The organism is Halorubrum californiense DSM 19288 (assembly GCF_000336875.1).
In the GTDB taxonomy this organism is placed as follows: Archaea; Halobacteriota; Halobacteria; order Halobacteriales; family Haloferacaceae; genus Halorubrum; species Halorubrum californiense.
In genome coordinates this window covers 13454-32344 of sequence record NZ_AOJK01000059.1, presented here as the reverse complement: position 1 = coordinate 32344, position 18891 = coordinate 13454, and the positions used below count along the sequence as shown (strand labels likewise).

Below are 18891 nucleotides of genomic sequence, written 5' to 3'. Positions count from 1 at the left end.
TGCCACTGACCCTCGTGCCGGCGATGGAGTTTATCCGGGCGACGACGACTCCTTCGACGTGTTCCCCGAGACAATCGAGACGGACCGGCTTCGGCTGGCGGTGCGGAGTCCCGAGAACGTCGACCTCGACGAGTGCTACCGGATCTGCTCGTCGGACCCCGGCATCGACGAGGTGGCCGAGTACGTCCCGTGGGACCCCCACGAGACGAAGAAGGAGACGCTGGAGTTCCTCGAACGCGGCCGCGAGCGGTTCGAGGAGAACGAGGCCGCGAGCTACGTCATCCGCCCCCGCGAGGGCGAGGACGGCGCGGGCGAGATCGCCGGCTTCGGCGGCTTCGAGGTCGACTGGGAGAAGCGAACCGCCGTCCTCGGCACGTGGCTTCGGAAGGGGTTCTGGGGCCGCGGCTACTCCGGCGAGCGCGCCGCCGCGCTCGTCGAGGTCGCGTTCGACGACCTCGACCTGGACATCGTCGCCGTGAGCCACCACCCCGACAACGAGCAGTCGCGGCGGGCCATCGAGAAGTACGTCGATCGCTTCGGCGGCCGGCGCGAGGGGTTGCTCCGGAACCACCTGACGTTCTTCGACGACAGCGTCCACGACGAGGTCCGGTACACGATCTCGCGAGATGAGTGGCGGGAGGCGACCGCCTGATCCGACGCGCTTCCGGCGGGAACGGGTTTATTACACTCTCCACGGCGCTGATTTCCGGATTCGTTACGACCCAACAAACACTTACGCCGTCCGAAACGATACCGGGCGCATGTCTTCACCAGCCAGCGGCGGAGCGAGCGCGACAGGCGCGGGAAGCGACCTCGGCCGCAGCGCGGTCGTCGGGGCGGCCGCGGGGGCGATCTCGTACGTCCTCGGCTACCTCGTCGTCTACGTCACGCAGAGCGGCCGGGTCGAGGAGGGACTGTCCGGGATCAACTTTTTCGCCGACCTGTTCGGCGGCGACACCATCTCCGTCTGGCGAGGCGTCGGTTGGGTGTTCTACAACGCGCACTTCGTCGACGTCGAGGTGCCGTCGCTGATCGACGCCGCCCAGTCGGTGAACTTCATCTCGCAAAGCGACGGCGGGTTCACCTATCTGTCCGTCGTGCCGCCGCTGCTGCTCATCGTCGCCGGTGTCGCGATAGCGCGCGCTGCGGGCGCGACGACGCCCGTTGACGGGGCGCAGTCCGGCGCGCTCGCGGTCGCCGGCTACCTCCCGCTCGCCGTGATCGGCGCCTTCCTGTTCCGGTACGCCGTCGGCGACGGCGCGAGCGTCGCGCCGACGCTCGTCACGGCGGTGCTGCTCGCTGGGCTCGTCTACCCGGCCGTCTTCGGCGCCGTCGGCGGGGCCGCGGCCGGGGCCACGGCCGAGTGAGCGACGCGTCGATAGCCGACGAACCGAACCGGCTTCAGTACACCTCGTCCTCGGGATCGAAGCGGTCGCCGTACTCGCGGACCGGGTCGACGGGCTGGCCCTCGTCCGTCTCGGGCGCGACGTAGTCGATGAACGACTCCACGTCCGGCTCGCGGACGCGCACGTCGACGGCTATCTCGCCGAGTTCGTCCGGCTCGCCGACCGCGAAGTTGACGACGCCCTCGAGCGCCGCCTGCTTCTTCAGCGAGAAGGCGAACCCCTCCTCGGTGCGGTTCTGCCGGAACACGCGGCGGGCGGTGTCGAGGATCTCCTGCTCGTGGAGCACGTCGGAGAAGGCGTCGAGGCTGTGCGTCTCGGAGACGAGCCGCCCGTCCTCGTGGACCGGCTCGGCGTCCGGGAAGACGTTCTCGACCGCGTCCGCGACCCGGTCGGTCACCTCCGTGTCGTTGACCGGGACCTCGATCCGGACGTCGACGCTGTAGATCACGCGCCGTCACCTCCGGCCTCGGGCGGTTCAGCGTCGTCGACCCCCAGCACCTCGCGGACGCGGTCGCGGAACGCGGCGAGGCTGTCGGTGTTGTCGATCTCGACGTCGGCCAATTCGAGGGTCTCGCCGAGGCCGAGGTCGACCTCGCGGGCGTCGCGCTCGCGCAGCGCCTCCAAGTCGGAGTCGGAGTCGTCGCGGCCGCGCTCGCCCAGTCGCTCGGCGCGCAGTTCGAAGGGCGCGCGGATCGCGACGAGCGTGAAGTCGTCGCCGAACGCCTCGCGGAAGCGTTCCAGCTCGACGGTCGAGCGGAGGCCGTCCACGAGGACGGTCTCGTCGCGGGCGCTCTCGGCCGCGGCCTCCCGAATCCGCGGGAGCGTCCGCGCGGCGATGGCGTCGTCGCCCTCCTCTTCGCGGAGCGTGCCGGCCATCCGTCCGTGGTGTTCCGCCGGGTCGAGCCCGCGGCGGCGGCACTCGGCGCGGATCACGTCGCCCATGACGACGACGGGGATGCCGGCCGCCTCGGCCACGTTCGCCGCCTCCCCCTTCCCGCTGCCGGGGAGGCCGACGGTTCCGATGACGTTCATTACCGGCGGCTACTCCGCTCGCGGACTTAGGTCTGCTGTTGGGCAGTCCCGAGCGCCCCGCGGCGAACCGCGGGCGTTTTTTAGACTCGGGGGATCAGGAGTTGATGAGGGCACGTAGCTCAGCCAGGATAGAGCGTCGGACTTCTAATCCGATGGTCGTGGGTTCGAATCCCACCGTGCTCGTTCCTGCTTCTTATAATACCAAAGAACTGAAAGAGCTGTTTTGCTAATCATTCGGTCAATGACTACTATTGAGCGCCTTCGAGTTGGCGGTATAAAAAGTATTAATGAGATAGAATTGAACCCAACGCAGATCAACCTAATTACCGGTAGGAATAATGTGGGCAAGACTTCTCTGCTTGAGTCAATCGACCTCCTATTCAATCCAAGTAATATTGAACAGCTACGCGGAAACCTTGATAAAATCATAAATGAGGGAAGTGGGGCAGGCTCAATTGAATGTGAATATCGCAAAGGGCAAATGACACTCGACTCATATGATAGTAATTCTAATTCAAATACAATTCATGATGATATTGGTCTGAGGCAACCAAATGATTCTGAGGTTCTTAATTATTCAATGAATATTATAAATGATGTTCTTGAAATAAATGAAGGATATCCAATGGCTGTTGGAACAGAAGTGACAAATCTTGAGATAGCTCAGACAGTGAGCAATATACGAGATGACACAGAAGAAATTATGTCCGAGGTTATTGCGAATCTCTCTGAAGAAGAAATAATATCTAATATGAAAGATAGTATGATTGTTCTTGAGATTGATGGAGATATGTATCCATATATTCACCTTGGGAATGGATATCATAATATCCGGAGGAAGGCTGTAGACCGATCTATCGATCGGGCAATACAAAACATACAGATTGAATCATTTTCAGAAGAGGATGACAAGAATATACGCAATACACTCTCACATGATTTTAGAAGGTTACTTGCGCCGCGCTTTGGTGGTGATCAGTTCGTTGGGGATGATCCGAGAGAGGTAGAAGGAGTTTCATTAATTAGAGATCCCAAACTGGATTCTCACAAGACTTCACTTTCGGAAGATCGATCAGCTATAATAGCTAGTGACATTGAAGACTTTCTCAAAAGATCAGATATAATAAACAATCTGAATGACTTTTCATTTAATAAGATCGTATACACAGAGAATGGCTCAAAACACGAAGTTCCATATGAATTTATGGGAGATGGGTTTAAAAGCATCATTGGTTGTTTATGGCATCTTTTTGACAATCGGACGACTGAGAACGTACTGCTCTTGGAAGAACCAGATGTTCATATGCATCCAGGATATGTTGAAAAATTAATTAGGCAGCTAATTAAACTCGCCAAGGAAGAAAATATTCAATTATTCATAACAACGCATAATTTAGATATGATTGAAGGATTCCTATCCGATCCCTTAGAGGAGTCACATGGAGAATATCTCCGTTCCAACTTCCAAATAATACAGATGACCGGAAAAATCCACAGAGAATTGGGCTATGAACAAGGTAAAGAAGAGGTACAAGAGCTTAATTCAGATCTCAGGGGGATATAGGATGTCCACTATAATTTTTAGTGAGGGAAAACACGACTTAGAGTTTCTTAAACTCTTACATAAATATAATAGAGGTTCCGATTATGATACTTTTAATGCTCAACTAGCCACTGAATCCCAGAGTACTCGTATCAGACAGCATCAGGTAGGTGATCAGATTGACTACCTGTATAAGTCAGAAGGTGGGAAGTCAGAAGTAATTAAACAATTCCGCACGATCGCAACCGAAATTGATGATTTGAATCTTATACTACTCGTTGATTTTGATGGGAACGGAAAGAACCCGTTTGAAACATCTCTTCAAGCAAAGTTGGATGAACAATATAGAGGAGATCTACGTTTGGAGTATAATGAGACATCTGAAAATCCGCATTTTGTTTTCTTTTCTGTTGATGTTATAATCCAAAATACAAATTCTGGCTCTTTTGATCTTATCGCATTTAAACAATCTCTGGAAGATATCACACACATCCAAGATAGTAACCAAAGAGAAAATTGGAGAAGAAAAATAAAATATTATTTAACAAATTGTCCAAGTGTTGTGTCAGATGTCAAGGAAACAATCGGATTCAACGCCTAAAATGAGGCAGATAATGACTCGTATATAGTTGCCTCTCAAAATTCCAATTCAGTCCGCCGCGCTCGGCGTCCCGAGGTACTTCTCGTTCAGTTCGTACTCGCCGTCCTCGCTCTCGACGAGGTACTCGCCGTAGTAGGGCACCCGATTCGCGACCACTTCCTCGAACGTCTCCGCGATCTCCTCGCGGCTCATCTCGCCCATCGACCGGAGGTCGTCGTTGCGGTTGAGACACCCCTTCAGGTACCCCTCGTGGGTGACGCGGACGCGGCCGCAGTTGGCGCAGAACTCCTCGTTCTCGACGGGGTCGACGATCTCGACCATGCCGCCCGTGCCGTCGTCGCTCGCCTCGCCGACGAAGTAGCGCTTCCGGTCGTGCATCTCGCGGCGCTCGACGCGGTCCGCCTTCTCCGCGAGCCAGTCGTGGACGCGCCCGATGTCGACGTTCCACTCGGGCTTGCCGGTCAGCTCCGGCATGTACTGGATGAGCTGGAGCTGGAGCCCCTCGTTGTCGGCGACGTGCTCGACCATCTCCTCGACGTAGCCCGCGGTGTGCGTGAACACGACCATGTTGAGCTTCACGGGGTCGAGCCCGGCGTCGACGGCGGCCTTCACGCCTTCGAGGACCTTCTCGTAGGCGCCGGACTTCGTCACCTCCGCGAAGTCGTCCGGGTCGAGCGCGTCCTGCGAGACGTTGACGCGGTCGAGGCCGGCGGCCTTCAGGTCCTCGGCGCGCCCGGGGAGGAACGTGCCGTTCGTCGTCATCGACACCTCCATCGAGTCGGGCGTGCGCTCGATGATCTCCTCCAAGTCCTGCCGGAGCATCGGCTCGCCGCCGGTGAACTTCACGGCGTCGACGCCGTACCCCTCTACGACCTCCAAGAAGCGGACCACGTCGTCCGCGCTCATCTCCGACTCGCTCGGCTCCATCGGCCCGCGCGTGTCCCCGAGCCCCTCGTTGTGGCAGTAGACGCAGTCGAAGTTACACCGGTCGGTGAGCGAGATCCGAACCCCCGTCACCTCCCGTCCGAAGTCGTCCGCGAGTGGGCCGGCCATAGGGGATCGCAGCGACTACGCGCGTTTAAATATCCGGGTCGATCGTGCGAGTGCGTAACAGTAGACGGTTACGTCGCGACCGAAACCCGGGCGAACGGCGGTTACGATCTCGCCCCAAAGCGTATTTACAGCGACACGCGGAGCCCGTCGGCCGCGACGTTCACCTCGCCGTCGAACCCCGCCTCACGGACGCTCTCGGCCATCTCGCGCTCGCGGCCGCCGGTGTGCGGGTAGAGGTGCGAGAGGAGGAGCGTCCCGATCTCGGCGCCCGCGAGCGACTCGCCGAGGCTCGTCGGGTTCGGGTGGTTCGACACGTCGACGTCGTCCGGGAACGAGCAGTCGTGGACGAGGCAGTCGGCGCCGTCCGCGAACCGCGCCATCCCCGCGAACGCCTCGGTGTCGCCCGAGAGCGCGAGCGGGCCGTCGGCGGGCGCGGCGTCCGAACTCGGCGGCGAGAACCGGTAGGCGAACCCGTCCATCGAGTGGCGCGCCTCGCGGGCGGTCACGCCGAACCCGCCGGCGGCGAACGAGCGCGACGCCGACACCTCGCGGACCGCCAGGTCGATCCGCCCGTCGAGGTAGTCGTGGACGTCGAGCAGGCCGTCGACGAGCGATTTCGTGCCCGCGGGGCCGACGACCTCCAGATGCTCCTCGCCAGCGAGCCAGCGCGCCTTCAGGAGTGGAAGAAGCGCCGCGACGTGGTCGAGGTGGTGGTGGGTGAGGAGGACGGTCGAGACGCCCTCGTAGCCCGTTTCCGTCCCGGCGAGGCGCTGGAGGACGCCGCTGCCGCAGTCGACGAGCAGCGACCGGTCGCCGTCGTCGAGGAGGTACCCGGCCTGCGCGCGGTCGGGGACCGGCATCGCGCTGCCGGACCCGAGCACGGTGAGTTCCATGCCGGAGCGTCGGACCCGGGCCCACCTAATTGGCTCGGACGCGCGTCGCATGGTCGCGGTCGACCGCGATCGCCCGCGAGCGGGCCCGGTCGGCGCCGCCCGACGACCGGGCTACTTGATCAGGAACACCGGCACGGACGCGTCGTCGGCGACGCGGTCGGAGACGCTCCCGAGCGACCGGATCCGCTCGCGCGGCGACTTCCCCTCCGGGCTCATCACGATCACGTCGATACCGAACTCGTCGGCGTACTCGACGATCTCCGTGTCCGGGGTTCCGTGTGCGATGTGGGTCTCGACGTCGAGGCCGGCCTCGCTCGCCGCGTCGGCGACCGCGCCGACCGCCGCCTCGCCCTGCGATTCGAGGTCCTCGACGACCTCTTCGTGGAGGTCGCCCGAGTTGGCGGCCGTGACCCGCCGGTCGACGACGTACAGCGCGTGGAGCGTCGCGTCGTGGTCCGTCGCGAGCCGTGTAGCGTGGTCGAGCGCGCGGTCGACGGCCTCGCTCCCGTCGGTCGGCACCAGAATATCGTCGTACATATGTCTGCGTTCGCCCGGCCGGGGCTTAACGATGGGGCCTCGGTGTCGGTCTCCGGGAGCGCCGCGCCCGTGTTGACCTCCTCCCACATCTAAAGGGGTGGGATTCCCCGACGGGGATATTCAGGTTGCGCGTTTCCTCGGTTCTCAAGAACGCTTTCGCGTGGAACGTCAGCGGTCGCCGTCCGGTTACGACCCCAGACGTGCTTTCCAGCGCATACAGCCGGGTCAAAGCGGCCTTCCTCCCCGGTCACGCCGGGCGTCTGCGAAGCAGACGGTGGAGTGTTCAGTCTACGAGGTCGCACGGTTCGCCTCGCCCGAAGCGTTAGGCCGTACATGGTTCTCCCTCCCGTTGACGGATGTTCTCGGCGGCGTTCAGGTCGGCGTGACGGCCACGGTCGCACTCAACACACGAGAAGTGGTAGCCATCCCGTGTCCCCTCGCCACCACAGGCCGAACAGCGTTGACTCGTCTCAAACGGATCTACTTTCTCGACGCGAATTCCTACTTGCTCGGCTTTGTAGGTGACGAACTCCTGTAACTGGTGGAAGTGCCACGAATGAACGCCACGCCAGTCGCTTCCCTGCCTGATCCCCTCCAAATCCTCGATCTTCAGAACAGGATTTTCGAATTGTGTGGCCCAGTCGATGAGGCGACGGGAGGCAGTGTGATTGAGGTCACGAATCCGACGCTCCTCTTTGTCACCCACGCGGTTGCGTGCGCGAAGCGCACCCGCCTGTTGAAGCGACTCACGTAGGGAACGATATTTGCGTCGGACGTATTTCGCCTCACGGCCGGACATCAGCATCGACTCGCCAGTTTCGGCGTCGGCAGCGAGCAGCTGGTTGTGGCCTATATCCACACCAATCACTGTCTCGTCGCCCATCTCGGCATCGTACTCGACGGTGAACGTACAGTACCAGTCGTCGCCCCGGCGGTACACCTGTAACCGGGATCTGTCCACCTCACCATCCACGAGCCGGGCAACGTCGTCGGCGATGTCGTCGTACACGTCGATCGGCGTGTACCACCACCCCGAGATACAGGGGAAGCCAACGACGAGCGTGCCGTTGTCGGTGCGGTCGATCTCCCAGTTCTGGTTGTTGACCGCGAACGGCTGGCTGGCGTGATACTCCACGATGCCGTCTTTCTTCTAGTCGGATTTGGCTTCGCGGATTGCCTGATTCTGGATAGCCGAGTAGAGGGCGTTGTCAATGCTGGCCGTGGTCACACTCATCCCGAACTCGCCGGTTTCCCACCCGTCGATACAGAATTGCTTGGTGTCGCGGTACAAGTGGGTGGCGCGTTGCCACTCTCTGCGGCGGTCGCGGGATGGATTATGGAACGTCGTGGTGACAGTCGTCGTGACCACGATTACGGTTGTAATGAACGATTGGAGCGGATTAAAACGTGGGAATATCGGGCGGGCTAATACCCGGTGGTTTGCTTCCCATTTGTCGGCTTCATCCCACGGCTAAAGCCGTGGGCTTTCGCTTCGCTACCGTTGTAACCGCTGGACGCGAAGCGCGCTACTCGCCGCGCCAGCGGCCGCCGATCTCCTCGCGCCGCATGCTGTTCGCCTCGCCGTCGCGGAACACGCTGACGCGGCCGGTCTCCTCGCTCAGGGTCACCGTCGCGACGACCTCCGGCCGGATCGACGTCTCGATGGCGCTCATGTGCCGCGACCCCATCCACGGCTCGTAGCTCACGTCGTCCACGAGGTCGGCCTCCTCGTCGCGGGTGCCGAGGTCGCGGAACCGGACCATCTGGCTCTCGATCTCCCCGTCGACCGCGACGACGACGCCGCCGTCCTGCGCGACGCTCACCGACTCGGCCGCGGCCGCGAGCGCGTCCCCGTCGAAGACGGCGGGGGCGGTGTCGCGGGGCCAGCAGTTGTCGCCCATCGCGTCCGCGTACGTGCCGTAGTCGCTGTCGCCGATGACGGCGAAGTACAGCCCCGGCCCCTTCACGTGCGGCTCCTCCCACCCGTCGAAGGAGACGCTGACGTGTTCGACGCAGTAGGTCAGCCGGTCGACCACCTCGCGGACCCGCTCGTGGTCGCCGTACTCGATGGCGAGGTCGCTCATCGCCGTCGCTCCTCCCGGTCCGGTCGTCCGCTGCGATTGCCGCCGTCAGTCACAGTCGGAAAGAGGACCGCCCGGTATATAAGCGCAGCCGAGTCGATTCGTCCTTCGCTATCGCCGCCACTCCGTGAACAGCCGCGTGTCGAACCGGTCGGCGCGGACGAGGCCGACGCCGAACGCGGCCGCGACCGCCGCGGGCAGCAGGTTCCCGAACCAGACGTTGATCCCGCCCCAGAGGATCACGAAGCTCACCATGTCGTCGAGCATGAACTCGCAGTCGCGGAGGCGCTCGCGGATCCCGACCGCCGCGAAGGCGCGGTCGAGGGTGACGACGGCGACCACCGCGGACAGCACCCACCCGGCGTAGTTCGAGAGCGGCACGCCGTAGAACGCGCCGCCGCCGAAGTTCCAGAAGCCGAGCGACACCGCGCCGGGGTCCAACACCACGTCCATGGCGACGACGACCGGGATCACCGTCGCCAGCCGGACCCAGACGCTGTCGGCGCGCGGGCCGAGCAGGAGCAGACAGAGCAGGTAGGCGTTCATCACGAGCGGGATGAAGAAGACGGGGAGCGCCACCGGCACGCCCGCGAGCATCGGCCCGAGGTCGACCGTGTACGCGAACTCGCCGTACGGCCACCCGGTCGCGACGCCGACGCCCTCGATGAGGTACGTGTACGCCGTCAGGGCGCCGATCCAGCCGAGCGCGCGGCGGTCGATCGTCGGCAGCACGCCGACGACGAGCGGCGAGCGCATCACGATCACGCCGAACAGCACGAACCACGGGTGGAACGCGAACGGCTCCGGTACCCACCCTTCGGCGCTGCCGACGAGCGCGATCGCCCCGACGAGCGGGAAGACGACCGCGATGGTGAAGCGGTTCTCGCGGACGAGGCGGTCGAGCAGCGCCTCGGCCTCGCGGCGCGTGTCGGGCGTGCGCTCGCGGAGCGCGTCGAGTCGGGAGCCGGTCGTCGCGGCCGCGGTCGTCCCCGTCGACCCCGCTCGGTCGCCGTCGCTCACGGCAGCGCCTCCCAGAGCGGGTACACCCGCCAGAGGCCGCCCATCGACAGCAGCGTGCCGACGACGGTGTTCAGCGCCGGGAACCACCAGTAGGCGCGGTCGACCGAGATCGACGAGCGGGCGACCCACGCGACGAACAGCGGGTACACCCCGAGCAGCGCCCCGAGGCGGGCGTCCACCAGCCAGAACGCCGCGGCCGCGGCGGTCCACGCCACGAAGCAGTAGCCGTACGTGCGCGCCTCGCCGAGCAGCGTCGCGGTCGTGTCGATCCCCGCCGCGCGATCCGGTTCGATGTCCGGAATGGCGGAGAACGTGTGCATCCCCATCGTCCAGAGCCACGCGCCGGCGAGCGCCGCGAGCGGCGGGTGCGTGCCCGCCAACGTCGCGTACGCCGCCGCGCCGGGGAGCGCGTACAGCCCGTTTGACAGCGAGTCGAGGAACGGCGTCGTCTTGAACCGGGCCGGCGGCGCGCTGTACCCGACCGCGAGGACGAGGAAGCCGAGCAGGTACGGCCACGCCACCCGGGGAGTGATCGCGAGCGTCGCGAGTCCGAGGAACCCCGACGCGACGACCGCAGCGACCACGAGTCGGCTCCCCTGCCACCGCGCCTCGCGGCCATCCTTCTTCGGGTTCAGCTCGTCGATGTCGGCGTCGAACACGTCGTTGACGCCGTAGAGGAACACGTTGGCGGGCACGAGGAAGTACGCCGCGAGCGCGACCGTCGTAGGCGTGAACAGGCCGCTCACGGCGTCGATTCCGTAGGTGACGCCGACCGCGACCGGGCCGGCGAGGTAGAGCCAGAAGCGCGGCCGCGACAGCACCAGCAGGTAGCGGAGCCCTTCGCTCCCGCTCCCGGCGGATCGGGGCTGTTCGTCGCCGGCGGATCGAGGCTGCCCGTCCTCGGCGGATCGGTTCTGGTCGCTCACGGCGGAGATCACACGTCGTCGTCGGCCATCGCTTCCGCGGTCACCTGTCCGCTGATGAGACACATCGGGACGCCGATGCCGGGCGTCGTCGTCGACCCCGTGAAGTAGAGCCCGTCGACCGCGTCAGAGACGTGCGACGGGCGCAGCAGCGACGTCTGCGTGAGCGTGTGCGCCAGCCCCAGCGCGCTGCCCGCGTAGCTGTTGTACCGGTCGGAGAAGTCGTCGACCGAGAACGTCTCCTCGACGACGACCCGGCCGCGAAGGTCGGTGCCGGTGTTCTCTGCGATGTCGTCGATCACGAGGTCGCGGTAGCGGTTCCGGATCTCGGGGGTGTCGGCCAGCCCGGGCGCGATCGGGACGAGCGCGAAGAGGTTGCTGTGCCCCTCGGGCGCGACCGAGTCGTCGGTCTCCGAGGGGACACAGAGGTAGTAGGCCGGGTCGTCGGGCCACTCGGGGTCGTCGAAGATCTGCTCGAAGTGCTCGTCCCAGTCGGTCGGGAGGACGAGCGTGTGGTGTTCGAGGTTCGGCACGTCGCCCTCGACGCCGAGGTACAGCAGGAACGCGGAGGGGGCGTACGTCCGCGACTCCCAGTACTCCTCGGTGTACTGCCGCTTGCGCTCGGGCAGGAGCGCCTGTTCGGTGTGCGCGTAGTCGGCGTCAGAGACGACGCGGTCGGCGAGGTAGCGCTCGCCGTTCTCCGTGTCGACCGCGAACGCGCCGTACCGGCCCTCTATCCCCGTCACCTCGGCGTCGGTGACGAACTCCACGCCGAGCTTCTCGGCGAGGTCGACGATGCCGTCGACGACCGCGCCGATCCCACCGTCCGGGTAGTAGACGCCCATGTTGTAGTCGACGTGGCTCATCAGGTTGTACAGCGCCGGCGTATTCGTCGGCGAGCCGCCGAGGAACACGAGCGTGTACTGCATCAGCTGCTGGAGCTTCGGGTGGTCGAAGTAGTCCTCGACGTGCCCCTGCATCTTGCCCAGCAGCGAGAGGCCCCACGAGTAGCGGAGGACGTCTTTGTCCACGTAGTCGCGCAGCCGCGGGCGGTCCTCGTACACGAAGTGTTCCATCCCGATCTCGTAGGTGCGCTGGGATTCCTCGAGGTACGCGTCGAACGCCTCGCCCGCGCCCGGCTCGTACGACTCGAATATCTCCTTGTTCTTCTCGCGGTCCGGCAGCACGTCGACCTTGTCCCCGTCCTTCCAGAACACGCGGTAGTGCGGGTCGAGCCGCTCCAGCTCGTAGAACTCGTCGGGCGACCGGCCGAAGTGACCGAAGAACCGCTCGAACACGTCCGGCATCAGGTACCACGACGGCCCCATATCGAATTTGAAGCCGTCGACTTCGAGCCGGCTGGCGCGGCCGCCGAGCTGCTCGTTCTTCTCCAACAGGGTGACGTCCGCGCCGGCGTCCGCGAGGTAACAGGCCGTCGAGAGGCCGCCGAATCCGCCGCCGATCACGACGACGGACTCGCCGGCGACACCGCCGATGTCCGGGACCACGTCCATACGCGATCGTAGGGGCGGCGGCGGTATAAATCCGGTCAGATGCGGCCGGGCGAAGCGCGGGGTCGCGCCGAGTGGGTACCACTAAGTCGCCGACGCGCGTACTCGTTTCCACATGGATCTGACGGTCGCGATCACCGGGGCAACGAGCGGGATCGGGCGAGCCGTCGCCGAGGCGTTCGTCGACGAGGGGGCGTTCGTCGCCGTCTCCGGACGGGACGGCGACGCGGTCGATCGGACCGTCGCGGCGCTGAACGGCGCGGGCGACGAGAGCGAGACGGACGACGATGCCGAGGCCGGCGGCGACGAGGACGCCGAGGCCGACGACGACGCCGAGCGCGGCACCGCGTGGGGCGACCGCGTCGACGTGCGCGACGAGTTCGACCTCGAACGCTTCTTCGAGCGCGTCGCCCGCGAGGCCGGGCCGGTCGACGTCGTGTTCGCGAACGCCGGCGTGTTCCACGGCGCGCCCGGCGAGCAGCCGACGACCGAGGTGACGTACGCCGACTTCGACGACACGATGCGGACGAACGCGCGCGGCGTGTTCGCCACGATCACCGAGGCCGTTCCCCACCTGGCCGACGACGCGCGCGTCGTCGTCCCGTCGGGCGCGGTCGCGGCCGAGTCGAAGCCCGGGATGGGCGCGTACGCGGTTTCGAAGGCGGCCGCTGAGGGGGTCGCGCGCGGCTTCGCCGCCGACCTCGACGCGACCGTCGGCGTCGTCGACCCCGGTCTCGTCGCCACCGACCTCACCGGCAAGGAGCGCGCCCGCGACCCCGAGAGCGTCGCGCCGCTGTTCGTCTGGGCCGCCACCGAGGCGCCCGTCGAGGACCTGAACGGCGGCCGGATCGGGTTGCGCGAGTGGAAGTCCGCGACGCGATAAGACTGGATTGAGTTCGGATCGGCGGCGAACACCTCCAAATCCCCAACTGCTCGGCTATATGTCGTTGCGTCCGCGGGGACCAACTCCAAAGCCCCAGCCGCGAGGACTCGCGCGGCTCGCTGCGCGCTTCGGTCGCTCACTCCGTTCGCTCCCTCCAGTGCTTGCGTCGCCGTGCTTCGTCCTCGCGGCTGCCCCTTTGAGTCCCACCCACCGCAACCGCACCACAGCCTCACGCCTCCCCAACCTCGTCGGCCTCCCTGTGGTCGGCCGACTCCCTCGCGCGTGCGACTCGCGGCCTCCGGCCGCTCGTCGGCACGCGCCACCGCAGTCGTCACTTGTGAACGATCGGTGCTATCGCATCATCGATTCCACGCTCGACCACCGAGAATTATCCCTCGGTCGGTCGAACGAGAGATATGGCACTCGCGGATCTCGACCTCTCGGGCTCGACGGCGTTCATCACCGGGACGACTCGCGGCATCGGTAAGCAGATAGCGCTCGCGCTCGCCGACCGCGGCTGTAACGTCGTCTCGACGGGGAAGACGACGGACGGCGACGACTCCGAGCTTGCGGGGTCGATCGAGCAGACGGCCCGCGAGGTGCGCGAGCGCGGGCCCGAGGCGCTCGCGCTCGAACTCGACCTCCGCGACGAGGACCGCGTCGAAGAAGTCGTCGAGGAGTCGATCGAACAGTTCGGCGAGGTGGACATCGTCATCAACAACGCGAGCGCGATCCAACTGGCCAATATCGCCGACCTCCCGGCCGACCGGTTCGACCTCCTGACGGACGTGAACGTCCGCGGGACCCACCTCGTCGCGCACGCGTTCGCCGACCACCTCGCGGACCAAGACGAGGCGTGGCTGCTGTCGAACTCGCCGCCGATCGTGACCGACCGCTCGCCGGGGAAGGCGCCGTACGCGTGGTCGAAGCTCGGGATGTCGTTCGTCACGCTCTCGCTCGCCGAGGAGTTGGCGAGCGACGACGTCGGCTGTAACACCTTCTGGCCGGTGACGACCATCGACACCCGCGCGACGCGCTACTTCGGGCTCGGGACCGAGGACGACTGGCGGACCCCCGAGGTCGTCTCCGACGCGGTGCTCGAAATTCTCGCACGCGACCCCGCGGAGTGTACGGGCAACAGCTTCTACGACGAGGACCTGCTCCGCGAGGCGGGCGTCACCGACTTCTCCGCGTACAACGTCACCGAGGGCGACCCGGCGCCGATGTCGGCGCGGCTGTTCGCGCCCGAGTTCGAGCGCGAGGTCTGAGGGCTCGCCTTCTCGTCACCCCTCACTCCGCGACCGCCGCTCGCAGCGCCGCGGTCGCCGCTTCCGGGTCGTCGGCGGCCGTGATCGCCGACAGCGCCGCCACGCCGGTCGCGCCCGCCCCGACCACGGGCGCGGCGTTTCCCGCGTCGATGCCGCCGATTCCGATCACCGGAACCTCGACAGCGTCGGCGACCGCGGCGATCCGCTCCGTCCCGATCCCGTCCCGGTCGCCGGACACGGCCTTCGAGTCGGTGCCGTAGACGGCCCCGACGCCGAGGTAGTCCGCGCCCGCGGTCTCGGCCGCCTCGGCTTGCTCGACCGTCGACGCGGAGACGCCGACGACGGCGTCTTCCCCCAGTCGCTCGCGGGCGACCGCGACCGGGAGATCCGTCTGTCCGAGGTGGACGCCGTCCGCGTCGACCGCGGCGGCGAGGTCGATCCGGTCGTTCACGATCAGGGGGACCCCCGCCTCGGCGGTCAGCTCGCGCAGCCGCAGCCCGGTTTCGTAGCGCTCGCGGTCGCTCACGCCCTTGTCGCGAAGCTGGACAACGTCGACGCCCCCGTCGAGCGCGGCCGCGACGACCTCGGGGGTCGTCCGCCCGGCGGAGCGGCTCGACGCGGTGACGAGATACGTCCGCCACTCACTGGTATTCATACGTGGTATGCGTCGGTGGTTCGGTGAAAACGATTGCGCTCCGGAAGCGGTCCACCGAGGCGGCTCCCCGAACCGACCCGGAGGCTCACGTTGTACACACGCCAAGCGATAATTGCGTTGGCTCACATCGTACACATGATGAGCAGCGACAAGAAGCGTGTCCAGTTCCGGGCGCCGCACCGGCTCATCGACCGGACCGACGCGCTCGCGGACGTGCTCGGAGAAGACCGGACGGACATCCTCGTGACGGCGCTGCGGGAGTACCTCCAAGAGGCGGCCCACGACGACGCGCTCACCCAGGAGATCGCCGCCGCCTACTACGACGACGAGATTTCCGTCGAGCAGCTCAAAGCGCTCGTCGGCGCCGAGGAGGCCGCGAACCTCCGGGTGCTGAAACGGCAGTTGGACGAGGGGTTCGTCGACGAGGTCGCCGACGCGTAGATGTCTCGGCTCGTCGCCGACACCCCCGGCCTCGTGAGCCTCGGGATCGCCGCCCGCGACGACCCCGACCCCCTCTCGATCTGCGTGGATCGGTACGAGGTCGTCGTTCCGACGGTGGTCGTCGAAGAGCTCCGCGAGACCGCTTCGTACGACGACGTACACGGTCGCGCCGCGACCGCTGTCCTCGACCGAACCGGAGCAATCTCGACCCGGTCGGTCGACCTCGACGAGGCGTTCCCGCTCGACGACGGTGAGAACGCCGCCGTCGCCCTCGCGAACGCCCTCGACGCCGCGCTGTTACTCTGTGACGAGTTCAATCAGCTCGGCCTGATTCACGCGTCGCTCGCCGACACCCGGCTCGTCACGACGCCGACGCTCCTCTCGGCGTTCGTCCGGCCCGGCGCGCTCTCGACCGCCGACGCGACGGCGGTACTCGACGCGGTCAGCGACGCTCGCAGTTGGGACGCGAACAGCTACGTCCGGCGGGCGCGATCGCTGCTCGAACGAGACTGACCCCGAGTCGACGGACGCCTCTTCCGTGACGCGGACGGACAGACACAAGCCGACTCAACCCGTATCGAAGTCCAATGCTATCACGGCTCCGGGAGGGCGTCGCTCGCGTCGGCGAGGCGGTCGCGGGCGCGCTCGACCGGGCCGGCGTCATCGACCGGTCGCGGCTCGACGAGACGATGGGGCTCGCGTGGCCCCGGATCGTGACTGGGTTCGCGATCATGTCGAAGAACACCGTCGACCTCGCGGTGATCGGCTACGCGGTCGGCGTCTCGGCGGTCGCCGGGATGGGGTACGCCTTCGCGTTCTGGCAGCTCGCGAAGTTCGTCTCCATCGGGCTCGCGGGCGGCACCGTCTCGCTCGTCTCGCAGAACTACGGCGGCGACGAGCGTGGCCGGGCGGGGCTCGTCGTCAAGCAGTCGCTGATCGTGTCCGCGCTGCTCGTCGCCCCCATCGTCGCGGGGTACGTCCTCGGCGCGGAGCGGCTGATCGCCCTCGTGGGCGGCGACGGGGCCGCGCTGTCCGCCGGGACCACCTACCTCGCGGTCACGGCGCCCGCGCTCGCCTTCGAGTTCTTCAACATGATCGCCAGCCGGACGTACGCCGGCGTCGGCGACACCCGCACCCCGATGGTCGCGCGCGCCGGCGGCGCGCTGTTGAACGTCGTCCTCACCGTCTGGCTCGTCCTCGGCGCGGGCCTCGGCGTGTTCGGCGCCGGGCTCGGCACCGCCGTCTCCATCGCCGCCGTCGGGCTCCTCCTCGCGTGGGGGATGTCCGGGCGGTCGTACTTCGGCCGCGGCGCCTCGCCGGTCCCGGTCGGGCGCTCCGGCCCGTGGTTCGACCCCGGGCTGAGCCGGCAACTGCTCCGTGTCTCCGCGCCGCTCATCGCGCGGCGGGTCGCCGAGGGAGTCGTCGTCTTCCCGCTCCTGTGGATCGCGTCGTCGTTCGGCGACGCGACGGTCGCCGCCCTGGAGGTCGGCCGCCGGGTGCGGGCGCTGCTCGGGAGCTTCAGCTGGGGGTTCTCCATCGCCGCAAGCACGCTCGTCGGCCAGCGGCTCGGCGCGGGCGAGGAGTCGCTCGCGACCGCGTACGGCCGCGACGTGATCGCGCTGTCGGCGGTCGTCTACGTCCTCGCGTCGGCCGCGGTGATCGCCGCCGCCACGCCGATCGCCGGCGCCTTCGTCGACGACCCGGCCGCGGTGAGCGCGACCGCAGCGTTCGTCGTCGCCGCAGCGGTCTCGGCGGTGCCGCTCGGCGTCGACGGGTCGATCACGGGGTCGCTGCGCGGCGCTGGCGACACGCGCTGGCCCTTCCTCGCGTCGATGGTCGGGCTGTACGTCTTCGCGCTCCCCGTCGCGCTCCTCGGCCTCGTCACGCCGCTCGGGGTGGGCGGGCTGTACGCGGCGCTGGTGGCGGAGAAGCTCGTGCCCGCCGGACTGAACGGGTTCCGGTTCCGGTCGAACCGGTGGCAGGCCGTCAGCCGGCAGTACCGGCCCGACGCGGGGGACGCGGAGGAAGAGGTCGGATAGGGGCGTGCGGACGCGGGTGCGGCCTACTCGTCGGCGGCGACGTCTTCGATCACTTCGACGCTCCCGGTGAGCTGCCGGTGGACGTACGGCATGTCGATGCCGGCGTCGTCGAACGCCTCCTTCACCGCGGTGACGTACTCGGAGCGCACGCGGACGAAGTCGCCGCGGTCGGGGTCGGCGATCCACCAGCGCGACTGGAGCCCGACCGCGGAGTCACCGAGCTCGACGAGGCGGACCGAGACGCCCGGGTCGTCGAGAACCTCCTCGTGGGCCTCGGCCTTCTCGACGATGATGTCGGTCGCCTCCGCGATGTCGTCGTCGTAGCCGATGCCGAAGACGAACTTCTGGCGGAGCGTGTCGTACGCGACCGGGTTCGTCACCGCGCTGTTGGCGAGGTCACCGTTCGGGACGGTGACGAGCTCGTTGTCGAAGGTCCGGACGCGCGACACGCGGAGGTCTATCTCCTCGACGCGGCCGGACTCACCGTCCCACTGGATCCAGTCGCCGACCTCGAACGGCTTGTCCTTCAGGATGAACACGCCGGCGACGAAGTTGCCGAGGAGGTCCTGCGCCGCGAAGCCGACCGCGAGCGCGATGGCGCCGCCGAACACCGCGAACGCCGAGAGGAAGCCGCCGTAGCCGGCCACGGCGAAGCCGATGGCGATCGCGGCCACCCAGACCACGGCGTTGAGCACGTTCGTCCCGAGGCTCACCACCGCCTCGTCGAACCCGCGCGACCTGCCGATCCGCCGAAGCCCCGGGATGACGACGTACTTGCCGAGCAGCAATACGGCCAGGAACCCGGCGACGAACCCGACCACCGACGTCGCTATCGCCGCGACGTCGACCGCGTTCGTGACCGCGTCGAGCTGTAAGGGATACACCACCCGCCCCTTCACGAGACTATATAAAGAAGCTACTGGCGGCGCGGTTGTTTACGTTCGGTGGACGGACGGCCGCGTGAGGAACCGGTCGCTCGCACGGGGCACTGGTCCCCGGCGGGAA

At 66.0% G+C, this 18891-nt stretch carries 20 protein-coding genes, 1 tRNA gene and 1 pseudogene; 10 read left to right on the top strand and 12 right to left on the bottom strand.

Going from position 1 to position 18891, the window contains the following annotated elements:
- The first annotated feature begins 58 nt into the window (after window positions 1-58).
- Window positions 59-652: a GNAT family N-acetyltransferase gene (locus tag C463_RS11410; protein WP_008443891.1), complete on the top strand. Its 594-nt coding sequence runs from the start codon at window positions 59-61 to the stop codon at window positions 650-652.
- 109 nt (window positions 653-761) lie between these two features.
- A complete protein-coding gene (locus tag C463_RS11405) occupies window positions 762-1367 on the top strand; it encodes a hypothetical protein (RefSeq protein WP_008443888.1) in 606 nt (201 codons plus the stop codon).
- Between the two features lie 34 nt (window positions 1368-1401).
- Here the strand turns inward: C463_RS11405 and C463_RS11400 are convergent, their stop codons facing one another.
- Window positions 1402-1854 carry an RNA-binding domain-containing protein gene (locus C463_RS11400; protein WP_008443882.1) on the bottom strand — a complete coding sequence of 151 codons (453 nt, stop codon included), beginning with the start codon at window positions 1852-1854 and terminating at the stop codon, window positions 1402-1404.
- Complete coding sequence (locus C463_RS11395) at window positions 1851-2438, bottom strand: AAA family ATPase (protein ID WP_008443881.1); 588 nt, start codon at window positions 2436-2438, stop codon at window positions 1851-1853. Before C463_RS11395 ends, C463_RS11400 begins: the two co-directional genes overlap by 4 nt.
- A gap of 108 nt (window positions 2439-2546) precedes the next feature.
- Between C463_RS11395 and C463_RS11390 the strand changes: the two genes are divergently transcribed.
- The 3 genes from C463_RS11390 to C463_RS18675 all read left to right on the top strand — a co-directional run bounded on the left by C463_RS11390 (window position 2547) and on the right by C463_RS18675 (window position 4582).
- Window positions 2547-2621, top strand: a tRNA-Arg gene (locus tag C463_RS11390).
- A gap of 58 nt (window positions 2622-2679) precedes the next feature.
- Complete coding sequence (locus tag C463_RS17860; RefSeq protein ID WP_080510826.1) at window positions 2680-4002, top strand: ATP-binding protein; 1323 nt, start codon at window positions 2680-2682, stop codon at window positions 4000-4002.
- Window position 4003: 1 nt separating this feature from the next.
- Entirely contained in the window at window positions 4004-4582 is a 579-nt protein-coding gene (locus C463_RS18675) for a hypothetical protein (protein WP_137695688.1), read from the top strand.
- 48 nt (window positions 4583-4630) lie between these two features.
- Here the strand turns inward: C463_RS18675 and moaA are convergent, their stop codons facing one another.
- The 8 genes and pseudogenes from moaA to C463_RS11350 all read right to left on the bottom strand — a co-directional run bounded on the left by moaA (window position 4631) and on the right by C463_RS11350 (window position 12603).
- A complete protein-coding gene (gene moaA / locus C463_RS11385; RefSeq protein WP_008443879.1) occupies window positions 4631-5635 on the bottom strand; it encodes a GTP 3',8-cyclase MoaA in 1005 nt (334 codons plus the stop codon).
- Window positions 5636-5760: 125 nt separating this feature from the next.
- Entirely contained in the window at window positions 5761-6528 is a 768-nt protein-coding gene (locus C463_RS11380) for an MBL fold metallo-hydrolase (protein WP_008443878.1), read from the bottom strand.
- A 111-nt stretch (window positions 6529-6639) separates the two neighbouring features.
- Window positions 6640-7065, bottom strand: a complete 426-nt coding sequence (locus C463_RS11375; RefSeq protein WP_008443877.1) for a universal stress protein — start codon at window positions 7063-7065, stop codon at window positions 6640-6642.
- Window positions 7066-7387: 322 nt separating this feature from the next.
- Window positions 7388-8434: pseudogene (locus tag C463_RS11370) on the bottom strand (RNA-guided endonuclease TnpB family protein).
- Between the two features lie 157 nt (window positions 8435-8591).
- Complete coding sequence (locus C463_RS11365) at window positions 8592-9149, bottom strand: diadenylate cyclase (RefSeq protein WP_008443876.1); 558 nt, start codon at window positions 9147-9149, stop codon at window positions 8592-8594.
- Between the two features lie 108 nt (window positions 9150-9257).
- Window positions 9258-10166: a bisanhydrobacterioruberin hydratase gene (gene cruF / locus C463_RS11360; protein ID WP_008443875.1), complete on the bottom strand. Its 909-nt coding sequence runs from the start codon at window positions 10164-10166 to the stop codon at window positions 9258-9260.
- Window positions 10163-11104 carry a prenyltransferase gene (locus C463_RS11355; RefSeq protein ID WP_008443874.1) on the bottom strand — a complete coding sequence of 314 codons (942 nt, stop codon included), beginning with the start codon at window positions 11102-11104 and terminating at the stop codon, window positions 10163-10165. The genes cruF and C463_RS11355 overlap by 4 nt, the downstream gene beginning before the upstream one ends.
- A complete protein-coding gene (locus C463_RS11350) occupies window positions 11101-12603 on the bottom strand; it encodes a phytoene desaturase family protein (protein WP_008443873.1) in 1503 nt (500 codons plus the stop codon). Before C463_RS11350 ends, C463_RS11355 begins: the two co-directional genes overlap by 4 nt.
- Before the next feature lie 112 nt (window positions 12604-12715).
- On the opposite strand from C463_RS11350, the gene C463_RS11345 reads away from it, so the two are divergent.
- A complete protein-coding gene (locus C463_RS11345) occupies window positions 12716-13483 on the top strand; it encodes an SDR family oxidoreductase (protein ID WP_008443872.1) in 768 nt (255 codons plus the stop codon).
- Between the two features lie 416 nt (window positions 13484-13899).
- Complete coding sequence (locus C463_RS11340) at window positions 13900-14751, top strand: SDR family oxidoreductase (RefSeq protein WP_008443870.1); 852 nt, start codon at window positions 13900-13902, stop codon at window positions 14749-14751.
- A gap of 22 nt (window positions 14752-14773) precedes the next feature.
- Here C463_RS11340 and thiE read toward each other — a convergent pair whose 3' ends face one another.
- The gene (thiE, locus tag C463_RS11335; protein WP_008443868.1) at window positions 14774-15406 is read right to left on the bottom strand and encodes a thiamine phosphate synthase; all 633 of its coding nucleotides are present in this window, start codon (window positions 15404-15406) and stop codon (window positions 14774-14776) included.
- 138 nt (window positions 15407-15544) lie between these two features.
- Between thiE and C463_RS11330 the strand changes: the two genes are divergently transcribed.
- The 3 genes from C463_RS11330 (at window position 15545) to C463_RS11320 (ending at window position 17886) form a co-directional block, all read left to right on the top strand.
- Complete coding sequence (locus C463_RS11330) at window positions 15545-15847, top strand: hypothetical protein (RefSeq protein ID WP_049905859.1); 303 nt, start codon at window positions 15545-15547, stop codon at window positions 15845-15847.
- On the top strand, window positions 15848-16360 hold the full coding sequence (locus C463_RS11325) for a hypothetical protein (protein ID WP_008443865.1): 513 nt from the start codon (window positions 15848-15850) through the stop codon (window positions 16358-16360).
- A gap of 74 nt (window positions 16361-16434) precedes the next feature.
- On the top strand, window positions 16435-17886 hold the full coding sequence (locus C463_RS11320; RefSeq protein WP_008443862.1) for an MATE family efflux transporter: 1452 nt from the start codon (window positions 16435-16437) through the stop codon (window positions 17884-17886).
- 23 nt (window positions 17887-17909) lie between these two features.
- On the opposite strand, the gene C463_RS11315 is transcribed toward C463_RS11320, so the two are convergent.
- Entirely contained in the window at window positions 17910-18770 is an 861-nt protein-coding gene (locus C463_RS11315) for a mechanosensitive ion channel family protein (RefSeq protein WP_049905851.1), read from the bottom strand.
- Window positions 18771-18891: the final 121 nt, after the last annotated feature.